The organism is Pseudomonas sp. Lz4W (genome assembly GCF_000346225.2).
In the GTDB taxonomy this organism is placed as follows: Bacteria; Pseudomonadota; Gammaproteobacteria; order Pseudomonadales; family Pseudomonadaceae; genus Aquipseudomonas; species Aquipseudomonas paraversuta.
Genome location: NZ_CP017432.1, coordinates 3,601,675 through 3,626,438 on the forward strand (window position 1 = coordinate 3,601,675; position 24,764 = coordinate 3,626,438).

The following is a 24,764-nucleotide window of genomic DNA, read 5'->3' on the forward strand; positions in this document are numbered from 1 at the left end:
AATCAACAGTCATCAAACACTTGTGCACCAAAAACGCACAATATGAATGTTTTTAGTGCACCAAAACGTCACCGACCACCCCAACAGGTGTTTACCGGTAACGTTTGAGGTGTTTCCCTGCGCCAGAACCTGGCCTTTACAACGGAAAAACTGGCAGCCAGCCCTGCAATATTCCCGTTTAACCCAAGCAGCGTCTGGATTTTCAGACTGGAAATGCCCAAAAAAATATTTTTCGAGCTATTGGGTAATTTGAGCATGCTTGTTGCATAAGCCACTGAGACAGTCGTCCAAGTGTCTGCCGGAGTGCGGTCACCGGGCGATAAATAACAATAGCTGCGCCGCTAGAATCCGGGATTTAAATGTGTAGGCGCAACGTAGTTTCCATGTAGCCACAGCTGTAAACAGCACTTTAAACATGCTGAAAAACGGCATACAGCTATGCGCCTGCGACATGCGGGGTAGCAATTTGCGACACGGCTGTAAAGAAACTGAATGCTTATGAGAGCAAGTATCGCCAACATGGCCGGCGTGATATAAGTTTGCGCCGACACAAAAAGAAAGAGCCGCCCCAGATAATAATTCAGGTGGGACGGCAGTACTCTTCCTAAAAACCAAAGGAGCAAATCACGATGCGCGTGATGAAGTGGAGCATGATCGCCCTGGCTGTTTCAGCCGGTACTACCCAGTTCGCAATGGCCTCATCGCAGGACGATGCTAAAGGTTTCATTGAAGACAGCACGCTGACTTCCAAAACTCGCATGCTGTACATGAACCGTGATTTCCGTAACGGCGCTGGCAACATCGCCAAGCCAGGTGGCGGCTTCAAAAGCGGCTACCGCGAAGACTGGGGCCTGAGCGAACTGCTCAACTACCAGTCCGGCTTCACCCAGGGCACCGTCGGTGTCGGTGTTGACGCTTTCGCCATGGGCACAGTACGCCTGGACGGCGGCGCTGGTCGCCAGGGCAACGGCCTGTTCGCTACCAAGGGCGACGGTTCTCCGGAAGATACCCAATCGAAAATCGGCGGTGCTGTAAAATTCCGTCTTTCCGATACCGTTCTGAAATACGGCAACCAGTTTGTTGCCAGCCCGGTATTCTCTACCGATGACAGCCGTTTGCTGCCAGAAGTAGCTACCGGCACCTTGCTCACCAGCAAGGAAATCAAGGGTCTGGAACTGAGCGCCGGCCGCTTCACAGCGCTGAGCTCGCAAACTGGCATGGCTCGTGACAGCATCAACGGCCCAGGCCAGCCTGGCCTGACCTCTGCCAACATTGCTGGCGCAACCTACCAGTTCACCGACAACCTTGTCGGTGGTGTGGCGGCATCCGATGTTGATGACTACTTCAAGAAGCAGTACATCAACCTGAACTACACCCTGCCGATCGCAGACTCTCAAGCCCTGAACTTCGACCTCAATGGCTACAGAACTTCGAGCCAGGGCCAGGAACTGGCTGGCAACGTAGACAACAAAATCTGGAGCTTGGCAGCTGCCTATAGCCTCGGCGCCCACAAGTTCACCATTGCTCACCAGCGCTCCACCGGTGACAGCGGTTACTACTACGGCGTAGACGGCGGCGGCACCATTTTCCTCGCCAACTCCGTGCAGTACTCCGACTTTAACGCCAAAGACGAGCAGTCCTGGCAGGGTCGTTATGACCTGAACATGGCCAGCTACGGCGTTCCAGGCCTGAGCTTCATGGCTCGCTACGTTCGAGGCACCAACATCTCCACCAATGACGGTGAAGGTAAAGAGCACGAGTTCGACTTCGAAACCAAGTACGTGTTGCAGGAAGGCCCGGCCAAAGACCTGTCTTTCCGTCTGCGTAGCGCTATTTACCGCACCACCAGCAACTACGGCAATGACGTCAACGACGTTCGCCTGATCGCTGAGTACCCACTGAACATCCTGTAATCGATGCCTTCGGGCTTTAGTTACAAGTACTGTGTTTAGTAAAAACCACGCCCCTGACTCAGGGGCGTGGTTTTTTATTGCCCGGGGCAAAGTATATATAGCAAGCTAACTAACAACCCGGCAACCAACAACTTCTTGGCCCCTGCCCCCATCGACCCGTATGAAGGTACTAAAACAAATAAAGGGGCATATTCGCCCCTTTAATTGTTCCTGCACCTGATGATCAAGTGTGGTGCGCAGTATTAGTTCGCAGCCACTTCCTGAACCATACGGATGACTCGCTGAGGAAACGGAATGTCCACACCCTCGGCCCGCAGGCGATCACGTGCGTGCTCGTTGAACATGAACAGAACATCCCAGTAATTCGGCGTATCCACCCAAACCCGCAGCGACATCGTGATAGCACTCTCACCCAGGGCGGATACCACCACCACAGGGGCCGGATCTTTAAGTACCCGCGGATCATCTGCCAGCATCAGCAGCACCTCACGCACCTTCTGCAGATCCGCGTCGTAATCAACACCGACGTCAAACACCACCTTGCGTGTCGGTTGACGGTTGTAGTTGGTGATGATGCCGTTGGACAGATTACCGTTTGGCACGATCACGGTTTTGTTGTCACCGGTACGCAACACCGTGTGGAAGATCTGAATGCTATCGACGGTTCCGCTCACGCTTTGCGCTTCAATCCAGTCACCGATCTTGAACGGACGGAACAACAGAATAAGCACTCCGCCGGCAAAGTTCGCCAGGCTGCCCTGCAACGCCAGGCCAATAGCCAGGCCTGCCGCACCAATGGCCGCCACGAACGACGTGGTCTGGATGCCAATCATTGAGGCAACGCTAACAACCAGCAACACCTTGAGAATGATATTGACCAGGCTGCTGATGAAACCCTGCAACGCCAGATCAGCCTTCCTCAACGCCAGCAAGTGCGCCAGTTTTGCCGTCAACCGGTTGATCAACCACCAGCCTACCGCCAGGGTGATCACTGCCAGCAGCACACGGCTGCCGTATTCCATAATCATCGGGATCCAGGCCTGTGAGGCCTTGATCAACTGATCAACTTCAGCATTCAAATCCACTTGTATCTCCTTGCACCCATATCCGGCGACTTCATTCGTTCAGCGAGACGATAGAACAGCTCAATCGTTTTTGCAGGTCCAGGGAAAATCGGACGTAGATAATCGCCATAGGTTCCCCCGTATTCAGTCACGGAAGTTATTGAACTGCAGCGGCATATCGAAGGTTTTGGCCCGCAGTGCAGCGATCGCTTCTTGCAAGTCGTCACGCTTCTTGCCAGTGATACGCACTTGCTCGCCCTGAATGGAAGCTTGAACCTTGAGCTTGGCGTCCTTGACGTGAGCAACGATTTTCTTCGCCAGCTCCTTGTCGATGCCTTCCTTCAATACGGCTTCCTGCTTCATCAATTTGCCAGAAGCGTAGGCATCCTTGATCTCAAGGCATTGCGCATCAATCTTGCGCTTGATCAGGGCCAGCTTGAGAATCTCGATCATCGCTTCCAGCTGAAAGTCAGCCTCGGCGGTCAAGTTCACGGTCAGGTCCTTCTCCTTGAACTCAAAAGTACCCTTACCCTTGAGGTCATAACGACGATCCAGCTCCTTGACCGCGTTTTCAACGGCGTTGGTGACTTCGTGCTTGTCCAGTTCGGATACCACGTCGAACGACGGCATGTAGTTTTCTCCAATAATAAAGGGCGCGCTCAACACAGATGGAGCACGCCTGACCTGACAGTTAAAATGCGCGGGCATTATAGCGGTTCTTCGACTTCATTCACTTGCGAGTACACATGCCAAATTCGGCCTTGCCTCAAACCTCCTCCAATATGCCGACGCCGTGGCACATTCTCGGCGCCGGGAGCATGGGCATGCTGTGGGCCGCGCGACTGGCGCGTGCCGGCCTGCCTGTCACGCTGATCCTGCGCAACGGCGCGCGCCTGCAAGCCTATCAAGCGGCACAGGGGGTAACTTTAGTTGAAGGTGAGCACTCGCAACTGATACCCATCCGCGCCCAAACACCCGAGGCCGACGAGCCAGTTCAGCGCCTGCTGGTGACCTGCAAGGCCTATGACGCAGAGCACGCCGTCAGGCAGATTGCCGGACGGCTCAGCCCCGATGCCGAACTGATCCTGTTGCAGAATGGCCTTGGCAGTCAGCAAATCGTCGCCGACCTTGTCCCACACAACCGCTGCATCTTTGCCTCAAGCACTGAAGGCGCATTTCGCCAGAGCGACTGGCGCGTAGTATTTGCCGGCCAAGGCCAGACATGGCTGGGAGATACCAGCGGCGGCGAAGCACCGCAATGGCTTGAAGAACTGCAGCGCAGCGGCATAGCCCACCAGTGGAGCCCGAATATTCTGAGCCGTTTATGGCGAAAACTGGCCCTTAACTGTGCGATCAATCCGCTGACCGTACTGCACGACTGTCGTAACGGCGGTTTGCAAGCACACAGTGGCGAAGTCGGCACGCTGTGCACCGAACTCAGTCGCTTGCTTGAAGATTGCGGACACCCTGAGGCTGCGATCGATTTGACTGCCGAAGTCAACCGCGTCATCCAGGCCACTGCCAACAACTTTTCTTCCATGCACCAGGATGTCACCCAAGGCCGGCGCACCGAAATCAGCTACCTGCTGGGCTATGCCTGCGCAGCCGCTGCCAATCACCAACTCGCGGCCCCGCACTTGCAGGCGTTGCAACAGCGGCTCAGCAATCACTTGAAGCAGCGTGGATTGCCCTGCAACTGAGGCCCGCGCTACTCTGCGGCCTTGTTCTTCTTGAATGCGACGACCCATGCCCTTGCGCCAGCGCCTTGAAAACCTCCCGGTAGGCCAGAAGTTGCTGGCCGCCCTCCTCGTATTGCTGGCTACCGTGTTGCTGGTGGCCAACCTGACGTTTATCAGTGCTGCGTACTGGATCTCCCACGAGAGCACTGCACCACAGGCCTTGCAGACACTGGGGCAGCTGGCGTCGAAACCCGCACTTATCGCTCATGCACTGGACTCCGAACACAACGCCGAAGCCCTGCTTGAGGAAATTGGCAGCTACGCCCCTCTGCGGGCCGCTGCGATTTATGACAGTGCGGGTAATCTTCTGGCGCAATTGCAGCACGGAGAACACCTGCCGCTGCCCGAGCACTACCGCCAGATCGAAGCCTGGCGCCTGACCGAACTGCGCAGCAATCAACTCGCGAAACTCCCCCGGGACCAGGGCCCTCCAGGGCATTTACTGCTGGTCGCCAGCAGCGAACTGCCCATGGCGTTTTACACCGGCACACTCACCGCCAGCCTGGGGATTTTGATCTTCAGCACCTTGCTCTGGTTCGTGATTGCCCGGCAGATCAAACGCCTGATTACCCAACCCATTTACCGACTTGAAGAGCTGTCGCGCCAGGTCACCCGGGAAGAGAACTACGCCTTACGCGCAGCGCCGGGCAACAACGACGAAATCGGCAGCCTCGCCGAGGCATTCAACACCATGCTGTCGCGCATTGAAGCGCGTGAACAGGAACTCAAGCGTGCGCGGGATGAAGCACAAGCAGCGTACGATCAAGCGCAGGCACTCGCAGAAGAAACCCGCAACACCAATCGCAAGCTGGAGCTGGAAGTCCAGGTACGCAGCAAAATCGAGAAAAAACTGACCGGGTTTCAGAAATACCTGAACAGTATTATCGACTCCATGCCTTCAGCCCTGATCGCTCTGGACGAACAACTCTATGTCACCCAGTGGAATCAGGAGGCCAGCGTACTCTCGGGAACGCAACTGGATGAGGCCTTGAATCAGCCGATTGACCTTGCCTTCGAACCCCTCCAGCCCTTCCTGCCACAGCTCAAGGACACCATCGAAAACCACCGGGTCGCTAAAATTGAACGCGTGACCTGGGGCCAGGGCGAAGATGCACGGCACTATGCTCTGACGTTCTACCCGCTGATGGGCGGTGGCGGCCGCGGTGTGGTTATCCGGATTGACGACATTACCCAGCGCCTGTCATTGGAAGACATGATGGTGCAATCCGAGAAGATGCTCTCCGTGGGCGGCCTGGCCGCCGGCATGGCACACGAAATCAATAATCCGCTGGGCGCCATCCTGCATAACGTGCAGAACATTCGCCGGCGCTTGTCCAGCGACCTACCAAAGAATGTGGAACAGGCGCAGCAGGCCGGTATAGAACTGGAGGCTATCAATCGCTACCTGCAAGCCCGTGAAGTACCCAAACTGCTGGATGGCATCCAGCAGGCAGGGGCCAGAGCCGCAAAAATTGTCACCCACATGCTCAGTTTCAGCCGGCGCAGCAATCGACAAATGAGCCCCTGCGATTTGTCTGCGCTCATCGATCAGGCCATAGATATCGCCAGCAATGACTTTGACCTGAGCATTGGCTTTGACTTCAAGGGACACGCCGTTACGCGCCAGTTCGATCCGCAGCTAGGCCCCGTGCCCGTTATTCCCAACGAGCTTGAACAGGTGTTGCTGAACCTGCTGAAAAACGCCGCCCAGGCGATTCACCAGCGCACCGACAAGCGCGAACCGGGACGCATCATCCTGCGTACCAAGCTCAACCCGCCGTGGGCGCAAATACAGGTTGAAGATAACGGCGTCGGCATGCCGGAGCACGTGCGCAAACGGATTTTCGAACCCTTCTTTACCACCAAGGAAGTTGGCCAGGGCACAGGGCTCGGCCTGTCAGTGTCGTACTTCATCATTACCAACAACCACAAGGGCCAAATGGAAGTGCATTCAACCCTGGGTCAGGGCACCTGCTTTACCCTGCGCCTGCCGTTGGCTGGTAACCTGATAGCCGCACAGGAATCAACCAAGGTGGAACTCTAGACATGGGCTTTCGTTTATCGAAGATTTATACCCGCACGGGCGACAAGGGCGAAACCGGCCTGGGTGACGGGCGCCGTGTCCCCAAGGACCATCCGCGAATAGAAGCCATTGGTGAGGTCGACAGCCTTAACAGCCAGGTCGGCCTGTTGCTGGCCGGACTCACCGAGCACAGCGCGCAATGCCCGGGGCTCAATGAGCTGATTGAAGTACTTGAGCCGTGTCAGCATCGGCTGTTTGATCTGGGCGGCGAGTTGGCCATGCCGGCCTACCAGGCGCTCGACAACCTTGAAATCGAAAGACTTGAAGCGGCGATTGACCGCTGGAACGAAGAACTGGGCCCGCTGGAAAACTTCATTCTGCCCGGCGGCTCGAGCCTGATCGCGCAAGCTCATGTTTGTCGCAGCCTGGCACGCAGTGCCGAACGTCGCTGCCAACAACTCAATGCAGTTGAGCCCATGACCGGGGCAGGCCTGGCGTATATCAACCGTCTGTCAGATTTACTGTTCGTCGCAGCCCGCCTGATCGCCAAGCGGCAGGGGATCGCTGAAATTCTATGGCAGGCAGCAGCAAAGCCCGGGGCTTGATGGCAGCTCAAAAAGTGCCACCCGCGCGAAGTCACGCACAAGGTTGCGGTCAAAAAGCAGAAAGAGAGTAAAGCGCTGCCCGAAGCGGGCCAGATGCAGGCGGGGGTAAAACATGAAGGCAGCCACTGGGGCTGCCTTCATTTGACATCAGGCTACCGGATTGATTGGCTTTTCCGGGTACCACACGTCCAACAGCGGGCTAACTTCAACGCTGGTCAGCTCTGGGCGAGCTTTCAACCAGGCTTCAACAGCGGCACGCTGCTCTTCGCTGACCGAGCCGCGCTTCTGCAGGCAAACCAGACCGTAGTCGTCGCCGCCAACATAGCCCAGACCGTTAGCTTCCATGGCTTCTTTCAAAAACGCTGCGAGGAATGCATCGATAGCCTCTTCCGACAGGTCTTCTTTGAAATCCAGGTTCAGCTCAAAACCCAGCTCCTGAAATTCATCAACGCACAGTTTTTTGCGCAGACGCTGGGAACGATTAGTAGCCATTGAACAATCCTCATAAGTAATTACGGGCGGCACTTTAGCAGCTTAAGGCCGCAGTTGCCCGGTTCCATGTGAACGGTTCATCGTTTTCTGTATTTAATCAGCCAATACCTGCATCACAGCGATGCACAAGCCCGCTGACCTTGGGGCATAATGCCGATACTTTTATGACTATCGAGGGCTTATTTATCATGCCCTCTTATTTTCTCCCCTCGCCTGCAGGGTTTTACTTCATATGATCAAATCTTTACGACCATTGCTTCTGGCCAGCCTGTTTTTGCCGCTCGCCTTCGGCGCCAACGCCGCCCCCGTCAACACCACTCTTTCGCCAAAAGTCCAGCAAGCCCTCAAGACCAACAAGCTGCAAAACGATGCACTGTCATTGGTCATGATCCCCCTGGATGGCCCCGGCACTCCAACAGTCTTCAATGCCGACGTATCGATGAACCCCGCCTCCACCATGAAGCTGGTGACCACCTACGCGGCCCTGGAAATGCTCGGCCCGACCCATCAGTGGAAAACCGAGTTCTATACCGACGGCACCCTGAGCAACGGCATCCTGCAGGGCAACCTGTACCTCAAGGGTGGTGGCGATCCCAAGCTGAACATGGAAAAACTCTGGCTGCTGATGCGCGACCTGCGAGCCAACGGCGTGCAGCAAATCACCGGCGACCTGGTGCTTGACCGCAGTTTCTTCGAGCAACCACAGCTGCCGGTGTTTGATGACGACGGTAACGACAAGAACAAACCGTTCCTGGTCAAACCCGACTCACTGATGGTCAACCTTAAAGCCCTGCGCTTTGTTGCACGCAATGATGCCGGCAAGGTGCTGATCTCGGTCGAACCACCGATTGCCAGCATCCGGATCGACAATCAGGTAAAGGCCGTCAACACCAAGCAATGCACGGGTGATGTTCGCTACAACCCCGTTACCCAGGCCGACGGGTCGGTCCTGGTCACCGTCAGCGGCCAGCTGGCCGATGGCTGCAACTCCCAGACCTACCTGTCCTTGCTCGACCATGCGACTTATACCGCCGGTGCGGTACGCGCCATCTGGAAAGAACTGGGCGGCAGCATTCAGGGGCAGAACCGTCAGGCCGCCGTGCCCAAAAATGCCAAATTGCTGGCCCGGGCCTACTCACCGGATCTGGCAGAGATCATTCGCGACATCAACAAGTACAGTAACAACACCATGGCCCAGCAACTGTTCCTGAGCCTGGGCGCGCAGTTCCGTAGCGATGCCGATGGTGACGACGCCAAGGCTGCACAGCGTGTCATACGCCAGTGGCTGGCCAAGAAAGGCATTACCGCGCCCCATCTGGTCATGGAGAACGGCTCCGGACTGTCACGGGCCGAACGAGTCAGCGCGCGGGAAATGGCGCAAATGCTCCAGGCCGCCTGGAAAAGTCCGTATGCGGCCGAGTTCATCAGCTCTATGCCCATTGCCGGTAAAGACGGCACCATGCGTAAACGTCTGAAAACCACAGCCATGAACGGCCAGGCCCATATCAAAACCGGCACCCTCAATACCGTGCGCGCGATTTCAGGCTTTAGCCGCGACAGCAACGGTCATACATGGGCAGTCGTGGCCATCCTCAACGACCCTCGCCCATGGGGCGCTTCATCGATTCTCGACCAGGTACTGCTCGACCTGTATCGCCAGCCTGCCCTGGCCAACAGCTCGGTATCTATCGCGCAATAAATTTGCAGGCCATAGCCACTATGATTCTGTAGCGCCGCGGGCATTTAGCCCACAATAAAAAACGCCCCCGATCACAAGATCGGGGGCGTTTTTATTTATGCCGGTGTCACTGCTCTTAACGAGCCGTGATTTTCCAGGCACGGTGGATTTTGCTGTTGCGGGCAAAGTCCGGATCGATGGTGCTGGCGGTAATTTCTTCTACCGCATAACGCGCTTCCAGATTTTCATCGAGGATAAATTTGCGGAAGTTGTTCGAGAAGTACAACACGCCACCCGGCGCCAGACGCGCCATGGCCAGGTCCAGCAACTGCACATGATCACGCTGGACATCGAAGATGCCTTCCATGCGCTTGGAGTTGGAGAAGGTCGGCGGATCGATAAAGATCAGGTCGTACTCTTCACGGCAGGCATCCAGCCACGCCATCACATCGCCCTGCTCCAGACGGTTCTTGTCCGAGAAACCGTTAAGGGACAAGTTGCGTCGCGCCCAGTCCAGGTATGTTTTCGACAGGTCGACGCTGGTAGTGCTGCGTGCGCCGCCCTTGGCCGCGTGAACGCTGGCTGTTGCGGTGTAGCAGTACAGATTGAGGAAGCGCTTGCCGGCCGCTTCCTTCTGAATGCGCATCCGCATCGGGCGGTGGTCAAGGAACAACCCGGTGTCCAGATAGTCCGTGAGGTTCACCAGCAGCTTCACGCCACCCTCATTGACCTCAGTGAACTTGCCCTGGGCGCTTTGACGCTCGTACTGCTTGGTGCCGCTCTGGCGCTCGCGACGTTTGACGATGACGCGGCTTTTATCGATGTTCAGCGCCTGCGGAATTGCCGCCAGGGCATCGAACATACGGGCCGAGGCTTTTTCCGGATCGATGGATTTTGGCGCCACGTATTCCTGGACGTGAACCCAGTCGTGATACAGGTCGATAGCCATCGAGTACTCAGGCATATCGGCGTCGTATACACGGTAGCAATCAATACCTTCGCGCTTGACCCACTTGCCCAGCGCTTTGAGGTTCTTTTGCAGACGGTTGGCAAACATCTGCCCGCCTTCGCTCAAGCGCGGCTGCTCGATTACCACAGGAGCCGGCTTGATCGGGTTGCCGTTCTTGTTGAACTTCTCGTACTTGCCCGGAGCTTCGATGTTGGACGGCAGATCAGATTCGACCTGCTCACGCTCAGCCTGACGCTGCTCAGGCGTGCGGCGCTCGCCAGTGACGAACTGATCCGGGACGACCTTGATCAGCAACAACTTGCACGGCAAGGCGCCGTTCCAGAACGAATACTGTTTGTGACTGCGAATACCCATGCGCTTGCCCAGATCCGGGGCGCCGGTAAACACTGCCGCTTCCCAGTTCAGACAGGCCTGACGCAGGCGCTCGCCAAGGTTCTGGTAGAGATAGAGCAAGCTAGCCTCATCCCCCAGACGCTCGCCGTACGGAGGGTTACAGATAACCAGACCTTTCTGGTTCTGATCAGGGCGCGGCTCAAAGGTCGCGACTTCACCCTGGTAGATCTTGATCCAGTGACTCAAGCCCGCACGTTCAATGTTGTTGCGGGCAGGCTGGATCAGACGCGGATCAGCTTCATAGCCACGAATCCACAACGGCGGTTTGGCCATGCCGGCCTCTGCACGCGCTGTGGCTTCTTCATGCAGCTTCTTCCAGATCGCCGGCACATGGCCCAGCCAGGCGTCAAAACCCCAGTGAATACGGTTGAGGTTTGGCGCCATATCGGCAGCAATCATCGCGCCTTCGACCAGGAAGGTACCCACACCGCACATCGGGTCAGCCAGGGCTGCGCCTTCGGCGGCCATACGCGGCCATCCGGCACGGATCAAAATGGCTGCTGCCAGGTTTTCTTTCAGCGGTGCAGCACCTTGCTGCAGACGGTAGCCGCGCTGGTGCAAGCTGCTGCCCGACAAGTCCAGGGACAAAATCGCTTCGCCGCGATCAAGGCGCAAGTGAATGCGAATATCGGGACTGATCTTGTCGATGGAAGGACGCTCGCCGGACGGTGTGCGCAGCTTGTCGACGATGGCGTCTTTAACTTTCAGGGCGCCAAAGTGGGTGTTATCGATGCCTGAGCCATGGCCACTGAATTCAACGGCGAGGGTGCCGTCCGGAACCATATGGTCTTGCCATTCGATATCCAGCACACCGTGGTACAGGTCTTCCGCATCTTTCATCGGGAAGCGCTTGAGCACCAGCAACACTCGGTTGGCAAGACGCGACCAGAGGCACAGGCGGTAGGCAGTTTCCATAGTTGCCATGCCACGAATGGCCGAGGTGTGCTCGCGGGCTTCCTCAAGACCAAGGCCGGTAGCCTCCTCAAGGAGAAGGCCTTCAAGGCCTTTGGGACAAGTAAGGAAGAATTCGTAACGATCCGACATGGGATTCCTGAGCTTTTAGCTATCAGTGAGCAGACAACGCATTGCCTGCTCCGTTTTCAATCAAGCGCTTTTCTTGAAGAGCGCTCGTGTGGCACGAAACTGTGCCGTTCCACCCCCGCGATCAGTCATGCCCTGAGGCACGAAGAGTTTAGACGCAGAGGCAGGTCATTCATCGAGAAACAAATGGTCATGATCAGACCCTTCGTCGAATAGTCTCCCAGCGCTATGGATAGGTATTCGCAGCAGAGAATGAAACACATCATCTTTGTAAACACTCGCCCTATCAGGCTTTGGGCGAAACCGGCCATGCAAAAGCAGCCGTTCTTATGGCCTTAACACCATTATCGTTACGTCCTTATGACAAAACGATCATTCACACGCCTTGGCGCATTGGTTAGAACTGAACCTAGGTTGTCGCCGCACAGGCGCCAACAAAATGCTCGCCACGCCGGCAGCGAGCACACCAACGGCAGAACACTCTGCCCCGACCCTTGGTAGGTCGACGCTATATAAAACAGTCAACAAGTGAGGGCAACACCCTATGAGAAGACTTAAGCGTGATCCGTTGGAAAAAGCTTTTATACGCGGATATCAATACGGCGTTCATGGAAAGTCCCGTGAGCTTTGCCCTTTTACTCTACCGTCGGTACGCCAAGCCTGGATTAACGGCTGGCGCGAAGGACGCGGCGACAACTGGGACGGTATGACTGGCACTGCGGGCATCCACAAACTCAACGAACTCCACGCCGTCGGCTAACACCGGGCATAATCCGACATCACCTCGAAGATGTAACGACTTAACCATGCCGTCCTATCCGGGCGGCGGGCTTCGGCCCAAGGGCTCCTTTTGGGAGCCCTTTTTTATGCCTGCCTGTCGACGCAATTACCCTTTTGCAAACTGTTATTTTCGAACCAGAGCAGAAATGGCGTCGACCGACTCACGAATCAAGGCTGGCCCCTTGTAGATAAAGCCCGAGTAGAGCTGGACCAGGCTAGCACCAGCAGCGATTTTCTCGGCTGCGTACTTGCCTTCAGTGATCCCGCCGGCGGCAATGATCGGCATGCGCCCTGCCAGCTCTGCCGCCAGTACCTTGACCGTATGGGTGCTCTTGTCGCGAACCGGCGCGCCAGACAGACCACCGGCCTCGTCACCATGCTCCATACCCTCAACCCCGACACGACTCAGGGTGGTGTTGGTCGCAATCACTGCATCCATCCCCGTCTCAAGCAGTGCCTGGGCTACCAGGACGGTTTCTTCGTCAGTCATGTCCGGGGCAATCTTGATCGCCAGCGGTACTCGTTTGCCGTGGCGTTGCGTCAGTTCGTTCTGACGCAGTTGTAGGGCTTCAAGCAATTGCTTGAGCGAATCACCGAATTGCAGGCTGCGCAATCCAGGTGTATTCGGCGAACTGACGTTGACCGTTACATAGCTGGCGTGGGTATACACCTTGTCCAGGCAGATCAGGTAGTCGTCGACTGCGCGCTCAACCGGTGTATCGAAGTTCTTGCCAATATTGATGCCCAGAATACCGCTGTACCTGGCAGCCTGAACCCGCGTCAGCAGGTGATCAACCCCAAGGTTGTTAAACCCCATACGATTGATGATTGCCTGTGCTTCAGGCAATCGAAAGATTCTCGGTTTCGGGTTGCCTGGCTGAGGGCGCGGCGTAACCGTACCAATCTCGACGAAGCCAAAACCCAGCTGTGCAAAGCCATCAATGGCCGCACCATTTTTATCGAGACCTGCCGCCAACCCCACCGGGTTCGGAAAATCGAGTCCCATGACGGTCACTGGCAGTTTTGCCGGTGTCTTGCACAACAAACTGTTGAGCCCCAGACGGCCACCCGCACCGATCAAATCCAGGGACAGATCGTGAGAGGTTTCTGGGGATAGTTTGAAGAGCAACTGGCGGGCCAGGTTATACATGGGCTCAATGGTCTCGAAGATGACTTGAATAAGGGCGCGATTATAGCCGCGCATCCCCTGCGCAAGCGAGGGGCAGACGCATCACAATGCCCCTGCCGGGCTAAATCGCAGGCAAAGAAAAACCCGGCCTAAGCCGGGTTTTTCTGAACAGCCTAGCTAAAAATTACTTAGCTTCTGCTTGAACGGTAGCTTCTACGCGACGGTTCAGAGCACGGCCTTCTTCAGTTGCGTTGCTTGCAACTGGGTTAGCTTCACCGTGACCAACAGCGTCTACACGGTTAGCTGCAACACCTTGGTTAACCAGAGCTGCACGAACAGCGTCAGCACGACGTTGCGACAGTTTTTGGTTGTAGGCGTCTGGACCGATGCTGTCAGTGTAACCAGCAACAGTAGTGTTGGTCGCAGGGTACTGCTTCATGAAATCAGCAACGTTGTTGATGTCAGGCATGTACTGCGATTTAACAACCGACTTGTCGAAGTCGAATTTCACGTCAAGTTCAACGCGAACCACTTCAGCGATCGGAGCTTCTGGCTCTGGCTCAGCAACTGGTGCTGGCGCTGGAACTGGAGCAGGAGCTACTTTACCGCCGTTGCCGCCGAAGTTCACACCCAGGCCAACGGTAGGAGCGTAGTCCCACTTGCCGTTGTCCAGTTTGTAGTCAGCTTCAACGCCTGCACGGGCGAACAGGTTGTCAGTGATGTACCACTTAACACCAGCGCCTGCAGTCAGGAAAGTCGACTTGTCGCGACCGCTGTGGCCATTGGCCTCAACGCCGGTCATGCTCTTGTGAGCAACACCGCCGGAAACGTATGGACGCAGAGCGTCACCTACGGTGCCGAAGTGGTACTGAGCGTTCAGACCAAAGTTGTCGCCTTTGATTTTCTGATGGTCACCCTTGGTGGAACGGGTGTGGTTAGTCGTGTCGTAGGTCAGGTTCAACGAAACGTCGTCGGTCAGGAAGTAACCGATCGATGCGCCTGGGTTGTAACCGTCTTCTACGGACTTGACGCTGTCGTTGTACTGTTTTTTGTAGAACAGTTCACCCTCGACCGCGCCTTGGCCTTGTGCCAGGGCACCGAACGAAGTTGCGGCTACAAAGGAACCAATGGCAATGCCCAAGGTGTTTTTCAGTTTCATCCGTTAAATCCCCATCTGGTGATTGTAAAGCAGTCCCACATATCCGGGGGACAACTCGGCGACAAGTCTATCAGACCTTGCCTACACGTAGAGCAATTTGCGCTGAACTAAGTTTCAGCAATACCTGCAAATTTCTCACGTAATTTATCAAGAGCACGCTTGTAACGCATCTTTGTCGCACTCAAACCCATATGCATTATGTCTGCGATTTCCTGAAATTCCAGTTCTGCGACAAAACGCAGCACTAAAATTTCACGATCTATCGGGTTCACATGCACCAGCCAGCGATCAAGTCCGCCCTTTTCCTCAGGTTTCGGCGCCTTTTCTTCGGACGCTTCCTCGAGGGGGTCAATACTTAATGCGTCCATCAAGCGACGCTTTCGCCGTTCCTTTCGATACTGCGTAATACATTCGTTGTAAGTAATACTATATAGCCATGTTTTGAATTTCGATTTGCCCTCGAAATTCTTCAGACCATACAGCACCTTTAGCATCACTTCCTGACAGACATCATCAGCGTCCCTATCGTTCCCTAAATATCTTGAACAAACGTTGAACAAGGTGCGCTGATAGCGTCGCATCAGTTCTTCATAGGCGCGCGTGACGTGAAACAACTCATCATGCGCGCGCGCCACCAACTCCTCATCAGAGAGCTCGCGGGGGTCGTAGCGCATGGATAGCGATTGGGCTTTATTCAAAACGAGTCGTGCCGACAGTCAGGTCAATGTCCGCCGCAGCCTTGGAAACAGGCTTTTTTGCGGTGGCATACATTAGCAGGGTTTGCCGCATCAGCGGCTGGTCACGTGCTGCTCCAGCAAGATCCGATTAGAGATGGAGACTAGCTCACCCTCATCAGTCAGCAACGTGGTTTTAACCGTGCCTATTTCTTCAATCTGACCTGCAACCTCACCCACTCGAACGTCCTGCCCAACCTGATACAGCTCACGCACATAGATCCCGGCGAGGATCTGCCCTGCAATCTCCCGACTTCCCAGACCCATGGCCAGGGCCACAGCCAGGCCAACGGTAATCAGTACAATCACAATTACATGGTTAAGCAGGTCAGTCTTGACCTCCAGCTGGCTGATTGCCACGGAAATACTGATGATGATCACCAGACCCTGTGCCACACGCCCCAGACCGCCTGCGTAATCAAACCCGACACTCTCGGCAGCGCCACGTACAAGACCGTTGAGCAACTGTGCAACCAGCACACCTACCAACAACACTAGCAGCGCACCAAAGACCTTGGGCAAATACAGCGTAAAGATGTCAAGCGTAGCAGAGACACGTTCCAGCCCCAGCGACTGCGCGGCGGAGACCAGAAAGATCAGCAGAATAAACCAATAGACGATTTTGCCAATCAGGGTCGAAATCGGGACCTGAATGCCTGCGCGCCCCAGAATCTTGGTGAGACCGGTGCCACCCATCAAACGGTCAAGACCCAACTTGGCGAGCAGCTTCGACAGCAGGGTATCCAGCAGCTTGGCTACAACGAAGCCCAGCAGCACCACCACCAACGCCCCGAAAAGGTTAGGGATGAAGTTGGCAATTTTAGTCCACAAGGCAGTCATTGCCGTGACCAGGCTCTGGGTCCAGAGATCAAGTTCCATGTTCAATCAGCCTTATCAGCAGGGCGAGCAACAGGTTTGCGTCGCGAAACGGGCGCAATATGAGCCGAACCGCTGTTCAAAGCAATCATCAGTGCTTGCACCCAGCGCCCCAGCAAGCTGAAAAGATCGCCCGCGCCTACCTGGCGGTTAGCGGTTTTCAGTACTCGGCCCAGGCAGGCGTCATCGTCCCGCGTGGACGGCGGCGCCTTGAGCATTTCACGTAATGACTGTTCAAACGGATCGTGCATAAGCACCTCTCGGTATGTCTGTAAAAGACGCGAACAACTTTATCGGCGTCACATGCGCCCCGTTCAAAGCCACTGCAAACGACGATAAAACCACCACTGACCGACACCAATGATCAGCATCAAAATGCAAATCACGGCAAAACCATAGGGGTCGTTGGAGAGCGGTACACCGCCCACGTTGATCCCGAGCAAACCGGTAAGAAAGGTGATGGGCAGGAATATCCCGGTAAGCACGCCGAAGCGATACATGATGCGACTCATGCGCACGTTCAAACGACGATCTTCAGCCTCAAGTACCAGCCCCACGCGCTCGCGGGTCAACTCGAGTTCTTCCAGATAGCGGGTCAGGCTGTTGTTCAGCTCGTTCCAGTAATCAGCATCATCAGAGCTGAACCACGGTAATTTTGTCCGTGTGAGCTGTCCGAAAATATCCCTTTGCGGTGCCAGAAAACGACGCAAAGCGGCAGCCCTCCGACGAATCTGCAGAATAGATCCATGCTCCGGCGTATACCGTTCGTCGGCATCTATTTTATCTTCTTCGTCATCGACGATTTCTGACAGCTCGCTTATCAAATCCTGCACCTTCAATGTCAGGTGCTGAGCCAGATAAAGGATCAGTTCAGCCGGATTTTTGGGGCCTTCACCCACGGCAAACTCACCGAGCAGCTCGTCAGTGGCCCGCAACGGACGCATCCGCAAAGAAATAACCCGCTGGGCACTGCCAAAGATCCGCAGCGAGACCATGTCTTCGGGCTCTGCCCCGGGGTTCAGATTGACCCCGCGCAAAAACAGCAGCAGCTCACTGTCGGGCAGTGACAGCAAACGAGGACGGGTGTTTTCTTCAAGCAGCAAATCACAGCTGAAGTCACTTAAACCACTGGAGTCCCGCAACCAGCTCTGGGTTTGCGGGTGACTGCGATCCCAATGCAACCAAATGCTTTCATGCGCCTGCAACTGCAGACCGTTCAGCTCGGTGCGAGCGATCGAGCGCGCACCGCCTTCACCGTCCAGCACCAGCGCATGCACCAGCCCCCATTGAGCGTTTTCGTCCTCGAACATCCATGATCCTTAGTGTTAAAGCGTTTAGTCCGGCATTTTCAGAGCAACTGGAGAAATGATAACGCCATTGTTATCGGCGTAAATGAATTCTCCGGGACGAAATGTGACACCTGCAAACGTCACTGGCACATTCACATCACCAAGACCACGCCTGACGGACTTGAGCGGGTGGCTGGCCAAGGCCTGCACCCCCAGGTCAGTTTGAGCGAGAACATCGACATCACGGATACAACCGTAAATCACCAGCCCTTCCCAACCGTTCTTCGATGCTTTTTCGGCAATCATGTCGCCCAGCAGGGCATGACGCAGAGAGCCCCCGCCATCAACAACCAGGACTTTGCCCTTGCCATTGAGCTCGGCTTGCTCCTTGACCCGGGAATTGTCCTCGAAGCACTTGATGGTCACGATCTCACCACCAAAGGAGTCCCGTCCGCCAAAATTGCTGAACATCGGCTCAAGCACCTGAACAGACTCAGGGTAGGCATCACACAGATCGGGAGTGATGTAGTGATTCATGGAATAACTCCTGTTTCGGATGGCGCAGCAGGGAGAAATACGACAACACTACTTTATAGACGCTCTGGTACAGGCTGACTGTATATGTTTACGCATCCATCAGCGAGATCACAGCACAAGCCAGGACGCCAAATGTGACCATAATCACAAGCGGCGTCACCGACCTGCCAGCACCTGCAGCACTCAGCGCCCCGGATTAAAAACCGCTGACCCGGGCATGCCCTTCTTCGGCCGCCGGCACGGAGTGCTGCATCAACCAGTTACGCACCAACGGCCAGACTTCCTGCCGAGCCGCCTGGCTAACCAGCATTTCTACGTGACTGAAGTCAGAAGTGAAACCCTGCTGGCGCCCCAGCGTGACAAAAGTACGCTGCTGCGAGCCCAACTGATCGTAGAGTTTTCGGCACGCCCACTCCGGCGTTTGCTGATCGCCCGCGGCAGCAACGGCCAGTACCGGCACCTGAACCTCGGCCAGCCCTGCCCACCAATCTCTTTGTGCATCTTTGAAGCCACCCATGAAACCATTCCAGCGCAAGGTTTCCAGGGCCATGCTGATGGGCTCGTCTTCCGGACCACGCTTAAGCCGCGAACCCGAGAGCTGCGCAAAGCGCTTCAACAGCAGATAAGCGCACCACTGCACCGGCGGAATTTTCAGTGACCAGTAACGGCGGTTGATCTGGCACCCAAAAAATGCCGCCGAGGCCACGTCCTCATCCCCCAGATACTGTCCACCAAGGGCCGCTGCCAGGCTGATGCCGCCTTGAGAGTGACCGATCCAGTGCGGGATATCCCCGCTTTGCTCGCGCACGAATGCGCCGATGGCCGGCAAATCATAACGGGCGTAATCCGCCACCCGATTCTTGCCCCAATGGATATTGCGTGACGAAAGACCATGACCGCGCATTTCGGGCAACCACACATCAAAGCCGGCCCGGGCCAGAAATGCCCCCAGCCCCACACCTTTGGGCGAGTACCAGAACCGACGATTGGAAAAGCTGCCGTGCAACAGGATAACCGGCACACCGCGCACTTCGCTGGCGTCAGCCATGCCCAGGCGCGTCACCACCAGCTCCACGGAAATGTCCGGGCTATTGGCGGGTTTCAAGCGATAAACGTCTTCGCTTAGATCACCCCGACGCTCAGCGCTAATCAGGGCAACGGGAAAAAGATGACTGCTGCTTTGCATAATGCTCTTGCACAAAAAAGGGCGACTCCATAGAGGAACTCGCCCTACCACTGCTTATAAAGAGCAGAGCAGCCCATTGGCTGCCCCGCCCTTCTCTCAACGACTCAAGCCTGGGCTTGACCTTCCGCCAGGAAGAACCAGGTTTCCAGCACGGTGTCAGGGTTCAGGGACACACTTTCAATGCCCTGCTCCATCAACCACAGCGCCAGATCCGGATGATCGGACGGGCCCTGACCGCAAATACCGATGTACTTGCCAACCTTGTTGCAGGCCTGGATAGCATTGGACAGCAACTTTTTAACTGCCGGGTTACGCTCGTCAAACAAGTGCGCGATGACACCGGAGTCGCGGTCCAGCCCCAGGGTCAACTGGGTCAGGTCGTTGGAACCGATGGAGAAACCGTCGAAGAACTCAAGGAACTCTTCAGCCAGAATCGCGTTGGACGGCAACTCGCACATCATGATGATGCGCAGGCCGTTTTCACCACGCTTGAGGCCGTTTTCAGCCAGCAGGTCGATGACCTGGCTCGCCTCACCCAGGGTGCGCACGAACGGCACCATGATTTCGACGTTGGTGAAGCCCATCTCGTTGCGCACACGCTTGAGGGCGCGGCACTCGAGCTCGAAACAATCACGGAAGTTTTCGCTGATGTAACGCGAAGCACCGCGGAAGCCCAGCATCGGGTTCTCTTCTTCCGGCTCGTACAGCTTGCCGCCGATCAGGTTCGCGTATTCGTTGGACTTGAAGTCCGACAGACGCACTATCACTTTCTTCGGAGTGAAGGCACCGGCCAGGGTGCTGATGCCTTCAACCAGTTTCTCGACATAGAAACCGACCGGGTCGTCATAGCCAGCGATACGTTTGTCGACGCTGTCCTTGATTTCCTGAGGCAGACCGTCGTAGTTCAGCAGTGCCTTGGGGTGCACACCGATCATACGGTTGATGATGAACTCCAGACGGGCCAGACCCACACCGGCGTTCGGCAACTGTGCGAAGTCAAACGCGCGATCCGGGTTACCGACGTTCATCATGATTTTGAACGGCAGTTCCGGCATGGCATCAACCGAGTTTTTCTTGATGTCGAAGCCCAGCTCGCCTTCGAAGATGAAACCGGTGTCACCTTCGGCACAGGAAACAGTCACGCCCTGGCCGTCTTTCAACAACTGGGTTGCGTTGCCGCAACCGACCACGGCCGGAATCCCCAGCTCGCGCGCGATGATCGCCGCGTGACAGGTACGCCCGCCACGGTTGGTGACGATGGCGCTGGCGCGCTTCATGACCGGTTCCCAGTCCGGGTCAGTCATGTCAGAGACCAGAACGTCGCCCGGCTGGACTTTGTCCATCTCGGACACGTCCTTGATGATGCGCACCTTGCCTGCGCCGATACGCTGACCGATTGCCCGACCTTCCACCAGCACCGTGCCGGTTTCTTTCAACAGATAGCGTTCCATGACATTGCCGGCACTGCGGCTTTTCACGGTTTCAGGACGCGCCTGAACGATGTACAGCTTGCCGTCGTCACCGTCTTTGGCCCATTCGATGTCCATCGGGCACTTGTAGTGCTTCTCGATGATCATCGCCTGCTTGGCCAGCTCGCTGACTTCAGCGTCGGTCAGGCAGAAGCGGGCACGGTCGGCCTTGTCAACGTCGATCACCTTGACCGACTTGCCGGCGCTGGCTTCTTCGCCGTAAATCATCTTGATTGCCTTGCTGCCCAGGTTGCGGCGCAAAATCGCCGGGCGACCGGCTTCCAGAGTCTGCTTGTGGACGTAGAACTCGTCCGGGTTGACCGCGCCCTGCACAACGGTTTCGCCCAGGCCGTAGGCGCCGGTGATAAACACTACATCACGGAAACCCGACTCGGTGTCCAGGGTGAACATCACACCCGCGGTGCCGGTTTCGGAGCGCACCATGCGCTGCACACCTGCCGACAGGGCGACCAGTTTGTGGTCAAAACCCTGGTGCACGCGGTAAGAAATCGCACGATCGTTGAACAAGGAGGCAAATACCTCTTTGGCCGCACGGATCACGTTCTCGACACCACGGATGTTCAGAAAAGTTTCTTGCTGACCGGCAAAGGAGGCATCCGGCAGATCTTCGGCGGTGGCCGAGGAGCGCACGGCAACAGCCATGTCCGGGTTGCCCTGGGACAAGGTTGCGAAAGCGGTACGGATTTCTGCGTTGAGCTTTTCCGGGAACTCGGCTTCCATGATCCATTGACGGATCTGGGCACCGGTGCGGGCCAGGGCGTTCACGTCATCGACATCCAGCGCGTCCAGCGCCGCATGAATCTGATCGTTCAAGCCGCTCAGCTCAAGAAAATCACGATATGCCTGGGAGGTGGTGGCAAAACCACCGGGAACCGAAACACCAGCGCCTGCAAGATTACTGATCATCTCGCCGAGGGATGCGTTCTTGCCCCCCACATGCTCTACATCATGGACGCCGAGCTTATCGAGGGAAACTACGTACTCTACCAAGGTGATCTCTCCACTAACTGTGTTGGAAAAGCTCAGGGCGCTGAATGCTCATCTGGGGGGCATCGCAGCGATTGTGGCCTGGACCTGGAAAATAAGTGACACTGCCGGCCATGTAGCGCGACAAATCGCACCTATCATATCCAACAATCGTCACCAGCTTAAGGCCCAAGGCGCAAATGAAACGATCTGCTTTCTTTATCTCCGATGGCACCGGCATTACTGCCGAAACCCTGGGCCAAAGTTTGTTGGCACAATTTGAAAATGTGACCTTCAGCAAGTTCACACGGCCCTATATAGACAGCGTGGACAAAGCGCGGGCAATGGTACAACAAATCGACAACGCCGCCGAAAAAGACGGACTTCGGCCGATTATCTTCGACACTATCGTCAATCAGGATATTCGCGAGATCCTCGCCACCTCCAATGGCTTCATGATCGATATTTTCTCCAGCTTCCTTGCACCACTGGAGCAAGAGCTGGATGAGCATTCCTCGTACTCGGTGGGCAAATCCCACTCCATCGGCCACAACTCCAATTACATGGAGCGAATCGAAGCCGTGAACTTTGCCCTCGACAACGACGATGGCGCCCGCACCCACAAGTACGACAAAGCCGACCTGATCCTGGTGGGCGTGTCACGCTGCGGCAAAACCCCGACCTGCCTTTATATGGCAATGCAATTCGGCATTCGGGCGGCCAACTACCCGCTGACCGATGACGACATGGAAAGCCTCAAGTTGCCGGCGGCCTTGAGCGCCCACAAACATAAACTCTTCGGCCTGACCATTGACCCTGACCGCCTGACCGCCATTCGCAACGAGCGCAAACCCAACAGTCGCTATTCAAGCTACGCCCAATGCGAGTTTGAAGTGCGCGAGGTCGAGTTACTGTTCCAGCGCGAAAACATTCCCCACATCAATTCCACGCATTTTTCGGTGGAAGAAATCTCGGCCAAAATCCTGGTCGAAAAAGGCGTGGAGCGACGTTTCAAATAACCCCGGCCCTTACTCTGTGGGAGCTGGCAAGCCAGCTCCCGCAATCATTGCTCTGGGGCTACAGCGGGTTTACATCACCAACAAATCCACAAATGTATGAACCGGTGTCGCCTCCAGCGCCGCCTGGTCCTTGCACAGCGCAAAAATCTGCTTGCAACGCTGGCCCACAAAGCGCGTCGCCAAATTGGCCTTGAACTTGTCTTCCAGCAACGGAATACCTTCGGCACGCCGCCGACGATGGCCAACCGGATACTCCACCACCACTTGCCCGGTGCTGCTGCCATCGCTGAAAAACACCTGAATCCCGTTGGCAATCGAGCGCTTGTCGGCCTCCAGGTATTCGCGGGTAAAACGCGGCTCCTCAACAATCACCATCTTCTCGCGCAACTGATCGATGATCGGATGCGCCGCGTGAAAATCATCCTCGTACTGCTCCGCCACCAAATTGCCAAAGGCCAGCGGCACAGCCGTCATGTATTGAATGCAGTGATCCCGATCCGCTGCGTTGGCCAATTTGCCCTGCTTGGAAATGATCCGAATCGCTGATTCGTGGGTTGTAATCACAATTTTTTCGATCTCATGCAGACGATCCTTGACCTGCGGATGCAAGGTTACCGCCGCTTCACAAGCGGTTTGTGCATGAAATTCGGCCGGAAAACTGATCTTGAACAGCACGTTTTCCATCACATAAGTGCCATAGGGCCGGGACAGGCTGAACTGACGCTGGCCTTCAGGCTTGAGCGCCAGATCCTTGTTGGTATGGCTGAACAGCACATCGTAAAAACCCCACTGCGGCGCCGTCAGCACCCCGGGAACCCCCATCTCGCCGCGCATCGCGATATCCGCCAGACGCACGCCACGACTCGACGCATCCCCGGCCGCCCAGGATTTTCGCGACCCGGCATTGGGTGCATGGCGGTAGGTGCGCAGCGCCTGGCCATCGACAAAGGCATGGGACAATGCCGACAGCAACTGCTCGCGGTCAGCCCCCATCAGCTTGGCGCAGACCGCCGTCGAAGCGACTTTCACCAACAGCACGTGATCGAGTCCTACACGGTTGAAGGAGTTTTCCAGGGCAATCACCCCCTGAATCTCATGGGCCATAATCATGGCCTCAAGCACCGCCCTCACCCTCAGCGGCGCTTCGCCATTGGCCACCCGCTTTTGCGACAGGTGATCGGCCACCGCCAGAATGCCCCCCAGATTATCCGAAGGATGACCCCACTCCGCCGCCAGCCAGGTGTCGTTGTAATCCAGCCAGCGCACGATGCAGCCGATGTCCCACGCCGCCTTGACCGGGTCCAGCCGCAACGAAGTGCCCGGCACACGGGCACCAAAGGGCACCAGCGTGCCCTCGACTATCGGCCCCAGGTGCTTGGTGCACTCCGGAAAACGCAACGCCAGCAAGCCACAGCCCAAGGTGTCCAGCAGACAGTGGCGGGCAGTGTTCAGGGCTTCGGGCGAAGTGATGGTGTAAGTCAGGACGTAATCGGCAATGTCCTGCAAGACGCGGTCATAGTCGGGACGATTGTTGAGGTCGACGTTGGCACTCATTGATAATTGCTCCAGTGCGGATAATTAAAAGGTGTGTTCCATCCTCAGGCTCGGCGTGATCATGCGGGTCTGGAGCGCCCGCTCAAGTAGGTTTCTACAGTCAGACAGCCTCCCACTGTAGAGGGCT

General features: G+C 56.1%; 21 protein-coding genes. 7 read left to right on the forward strand and 14 right to left on the reverse strand.

Going from position 1 to position 24,764, the window contains the following annotated elements:
- Nucleotides 1-629 precede the first annotated feature (629 nt).
- On the forward strand, nucleotides 630-1,913 hold the full coding sequence (locus B195_RS16455) for an OprD family porin (RefSeq protein WP_003441206.1): 1,284 nt from the start codon (nucleotides 630-632) through the stop codon (nucleotides 1,911-1,913).
- Between the two features lie 242 nt (nucleotides 1,914-2,155).
- On the opposite strand, the gene B195_RS16460 is transcribed toward B195_RS16455, so the two are convergent.
- Nucleotides 2,156-2,998 (reverse strand): mechanosensitive ion channel family protein, encoded by an 843-nt coding sequence (locus tag B195_RS16460; RefSeq protein WP_003441197.1) that lies wholly within the window; start codon nucleotides 2,996-2,998, stop codon nucleotides 2,156-2,158.
- A gap of 123 nt (nucleotides 2,999-3,121) precedes the next feature.
- Nucleotides 3,122-3,607: a YajQ family cyclic di-GMP-binding protein gene (locus B195_RS16465; RefSeq protein ID WP_003441196.1), complete on the reverse strand. Its 486-nt coding sequence runs from the start codon at nucleotides 3,605-3,607 to the stop codon at nucleotides 3,122-3,124.
- Nucleotides 3,608-3,759: 152 nt separating this feature from the next.
- Here B195_RS16465 and B195_RS16470 point away from each other — a divergent pair, with 152 nt between their 5' ends.
- The 3 genes from B195_RS16470 to B195_RS16480 are packed head-to-tail and all read left to right on the forward strand — an operon-like array spanning nucleotide 3,760 to nucleotide 7,344.
- The gene (locus B195_RS16470) at nucleotides 3,760-4,677 is read left to right on the forward strand and encodes a putative 2-dehydropantoate 2-reductase (protein ID WP_029612357.1); all 918 of its coding nucleotides are present in this window, start codon (nucleotides 3,760-3,762) and stop codon (nucleotides 4,675-4,677) included.
- Nucleotides 4,678-4,723: 46 nt separating this feature from the next.
- Complete coding sequence (locus B195_RS16475) at nucleotides 4,724-6,760, forward strand: HAMP domain-containing sensor histidine kinase (protein ID WP_003441194.1); 2,037 nt, start codon at nucleotides 4,724-4,726, stop codon at nucleotides 6,758-6,760.
- A gap of 2 nt (nucleotides 6,761-6,762) precedes the next feature.
- Nucleotides 6,763-7,344, forward strand: a complete 582-nt coding sequence (locus tag B195_RS16480) for a cob(I)yrinic acid a,c-diamide adenosyltransferase (protein WP_003441193.1) — start codon at nucleotides 6,763-6,765, stop codon at nucleotides 7,342-7,344.
- Between the two features lie 147 nt (nucleotides 7,345-7,491).
- Here B195_RS16480 and B195_RS16485 read toward each other — a convergent pair whose 3' ends face one another.
- Nucleotides 7,492-7,836 carry a YggL family protein gene (locus B195_RS16485; protein ID WP_003441192.1) on the reverse strand — a complete coding sequence of 115 codons (345 nt, stop codon included), beginning with the start codon at nucleotides 7,834-7,836 and terminating at the stop codon, nucleotides 7,492-7,494.
- A 232-nt stretch (nucleotides 7,837-8,068) separates the two neighbouring features.
- Between B195_RS16485 and dacB the strand changes: the two genes are divergently transcribed.
- On the forward strand, nucleotides 8,069-9,535 hold the full coding sequence (gene dacB / locus B195_RS16490) for a D-alanyl-D-alanine carboxypeptidase/D-alanyl-D-alanine-endopeptidase (RefSeq protein ID WP_003441186.1): 1,467 nt from the start codon (nucleotides 8,069-8,071) through the stop codon (nucleotides 9,533-9,535).
- Between the two features lie 115 nt (nucleotides 9,536-9,650).
- Here dacB and rlmKL read toward each other — a convergent pair whose 3' ends face one another.
- The gene (rlmKL, locus tag B195_RS16495) at nucleotides 9,651-11,921 is read right to left on the reverse strand and encodes a bifunctional 23S rRNA (guanine(2069)-N(7))-methyltransferase RlmK/23S rRNA (guanine(2445)-N(2))-methyltransferase RlmL (RefSeq protein WP_003441183.1); all 2,271 of its coding nucleotides are present in this window, start codon (nucleotides 11,919-11,921) and stop codon (nucleotides 9,651-9,653) included.
- 541 nt (nucleotides 11,922-12,462) lie between these two features.
- On the opposite strand from rlmKL, the gene rmf reads away from it, so the two are divergent.
- Nucleotides 12,463-12,678, forward strand: a complete 216-nt coding sequence (rmf, locus tag B195_RS16505; protein ID WP_003441178.1) for a ribosome modulation factor — start codon at nucleotides 12,463-12,465, stop codon at nucleotides 12,676-12,678.
- 144 nt (nucleotides 12,679-12,822) lie between these two features.
- On the opposite strand, the gene B195_RS16510 is transcribed toward rmf, so the two are convergent.
- The 9 genes from B195_RS16510 to ppsA form a co-directional block, all read right to left on the reverse strand.
- A complete protein-coding gene (locus B195_RS16510; RefSeq protein WP_003441176.1) occupies nucleotides 12,823-13,848 on the reverse strand; it encodes a quinone-dependent dihydroorotate dehydrogenase in 1,026 nt (341 codons plus the stop codon).
- Nucleotides 13,849-14,011: 163 nt separating this feature from the next.
- Nucleotides 14,012-14,986, reverse strand: a complete 975-nt coding sequence (locus B195_RS16515) for an OmpA family protein (protein ID WP_003441173.1) — start codon at nucleotides 14,984-14,986, stop codon at nucleotides 14,012-14,014.
- Nucleotides 14,987-15,093: 107 nt separating this feature from the next.
- Nucleotides 15,094-15,684 carry an RNA polymerase sigma factor SigX gene (gene sigX, locus B195_RS16520; protein WP_029612359.1) on the reverse strand — a complete coding sequence of 197 codons (591 nt, stop codon included), beginning with the start codon at nucleotides 15,682-15,684 and terminating at the stop codon, nucleotides 15,094-15,096.
- A 90-nt stretch (nucleotides 15,685-15,774) separates the two neighbouring features.
- Nucleotides 15,775-16,599 (reverse strand): mechanosensitive ion channel domain-containing protein, encoded by an 825-nt coding sequence (locus B195_RS16525; RefSeq protein ID WP_003441169.1) that lies wholly within the window; start codon nucleotides 16,597-16,599, stop codon nucleotides 15,775-15,777.
- Nucleotides 16,600-16,601: 2 nt separating this feature from the next.
- The gene (locus tag B195_RS16530; protein WP_003441167.1) at nucleotides 16,602-16,847 is read right to left on the reverse strand and encodes a hypothetical protein; all 246 of its coding nucleotides are present in this window, start codon (nucleotides 16,845-16,847) and stop codon (nucleotides 16,602-16,604) included.
- A gap of 63 nt (nucleotides 16,848-16,910) precedes the next feature.
- Nucleotides 16,911-17,906 (reverse strand): CorA family divalent cation transporter, encoded by a 996-nt coding sequence (locus tag B195_RS16535; protein WP_003441165.1) that lies wholly within the window; start codon nucleotides 17,904-17,906, stop codon nucleotides 16,911-16,913.
- A gap of 24 nt (nucleotides 17,907-17,930) precedes the next feature.
- Nucleotides 17,931-18,422 carry a ribonuclease E activity regulator RraA gene (gene rraA, locus B195_RS16540; protein ID WP_003441164.1) on the reverse strand — a complete coding sequence of 164 codons (492 nt, stop codon included), beginning with the start codon at nucleotides 18,420-18,422 and terminating at the stop codon, nucleotides 17,931-17,933.
- 196 nt (nucleotides 18,423-18,618) lie between these two features.
- Nucleotides 18,619-19,608, reverse strand: coding sequence for an alpha/beta fold hydrolase (locus B195_RS16545; RefSeq protein WP_003441162.1), 990 nt, complete (start codon nucleotides 19,606-19,608; stop codon nucleotides 18,619-18,621).
- Nucleotides 19,609-19,712: 104 nt separating this feature from the next.
- Entirely contained in the window at nucleotides 19,713-22,088 is a 2,376-nt protein-coding gene (ppsA, locus tag B195_RS16550; RefSeq protein ID WP_003441160.1) for a phosphoenolpyruvate synthase, read from the reverse strand.
- A gap of 176 nt (nucleotides 22,089-22,264) precedes the next feature.
- Between ppsA and B195_RS16560 the strand changes: the two genes are divergently transcribed.
- On the forward strand, nucleotides 22,265-23,083 hold the full coding sequence (locus B195_RS16560) for a pyruvate, water dikinase regulatory protein (RefSeq protein WP_003441157.1): 819 nt from the start codon (nucleotides 22,265-22,267) through the stop codon (nucleotides 23,081-23,083).
- Between the two features lie 69 nt (nucleotides 23,084-23,152).
- Here B195_RS16560 and prpD read toward each other — a convergent pair whose 3' ends face one another.
- Nucleotides 23,153-24,637: a 2-methylcitrate dehydratase gene (gene prpD, locus B195_RS16565; protein ID WP_003441141.1), complete on the reverse strand. Its 1,485-nt coding sequence runs from the start codon at nucleotides 24,635-24,637 to the stop codon at nucleotides 23,153-23,155.
- Nucleotides 24,638-24,764: the final 127 nt, after the last annotated feature.

What these genes read in the sequence shown, in the direction of transcription:
- B195_RS16455 (WP_003441206.1), top strand. Translation starts at nt 630, where the DNA reads ATGCGCGTGATGAAGTGGAGCATGATCGCCCTGGCTGTTTCAGCCGGT.
- B195_RS16465 (WP_003441196.1), bottom strand. Translation starts at nt 3,607, where the DNA reads ATGCCGTCGTTCGACGTGGTATCCGAACTGGACAAGCACGAAGTCACC.
- B195_RS16470 (WP_029612357.1), top strand. Translation starts at nt 3,760, where the DNA reads ATGCCGACGCCGTGGCACATTCTCGGCGCCGGGAGCATGGGCATGCTG.
- B195_RS16475 (WP_003441194.1), top strand. Translation starts at nt 4,724, where the DNA reads ATGCCCTTGCGCCAGCGCCTTGAAAACCTCCCGGTAGGCCAGAAGTTG.
- B195_RS16480 (WP_003441193.1), top strand. Translation starts at nt 6,763, where the DNA reads ATGGGCTTTCGTTTATCGAAGATTTATACCCGCACGGGCGACAAGGGC.
- B195_RS16485 (WP_003441192.1), bottom strand. Translation starts at nt 7,836, where the DNA reads ATGGCTACTAATCGTTCCCAGCGTCTGCGCAAAAAACTGTGCGTTGAT.
- dacB (WP_003441186.1), top strand. Translation starts at nt 8,069, where the DNA reads ATGATCAAATCTTTACGACCATTGCTTCTGGCCAGCCTGTTTTTGCCG.
- rlmKL (WP_003441183.1), bottom strand. Translation starts at nt 11,921, where the DNA reads ATGTCGGATCGTTACGAATTCTTCCTTACTTGTCCCAAAGGCCTTGAA.
- rmf (WP_003441178.1), top strand. Translation starts at nt 12,463, where the DNA reads ATGAGAAGACTTAAGCGTGATCCGTTGGAAAAAGCTTTTATACGCGGA.
- B195_RS16510 (WP_003441176.1), bottom strand. Translation starts at nt 13,848, where the DNA reads ATGTATAACCTGGCCCGCCAGTTGCTCTTCAAACTATCCCCAGAAACC.
- B195_RS16515 (WP_003441173.1), bottom strand. Translation starts at nt 14,986, where the DNA reads ATGAAACTGAAAAACACCTTGGGCATTGCCATTGGTTCCTTTGTAGCC.
- B195_RS16525 (WP_003441169.1), bottom strand. Translation starts at nt 16,599, where the DNA reads ATGGAACTTGATCTCTGGACCCAGAGCCTGGTCACGGCAATGACTGCC.
- B195_RS16530 (WP_003441167.1), bottom strand. Translation starts at nt 16,847, where the DNA reads ATGCACGATCCGTTTGAACAGTCATTACGTGAAATGCTCAAGGCGCCG.
- B195_RS16535 (WP_003441165.1), bottom strand. Translation starts at nt 17,906, where the DNA reads ATGTTCGAGGACGAAAACGCTCAATGGGGGCTGGTGCATGCGCTGGTG.
- rraA (WP_003441164.1), bottom strand. Translation starts at nt 18,422, where the DNA reads ATGAATCACTACATCACTCCCGATCTGTGTGATGCCTACCCTGAGTCT.
- B195_RS16545 (WP_003441162.1), bottom strand. Translation starts at nt 19,608, where the DNA reads ATGCAAAGCAGCAGTCATCTTTTTCCCGTTGCCCTGATTAGCGCTGAG.
- B195_RS16560 (WP_003441157.1), top strand. Translation starts at nt 22,265, where the DNA reads ATGAAACGATCTGCTTTCTTTATCTCCGATGGCACCGGCATTACTGCC.
- prpD (WP_003441141.1), bottom strand. Translation starts at nt 24,637, where the DNA reads ATGAGTGCCAACGTCGACCTCAACAATCGTCCCGACTATGACCGCGTC.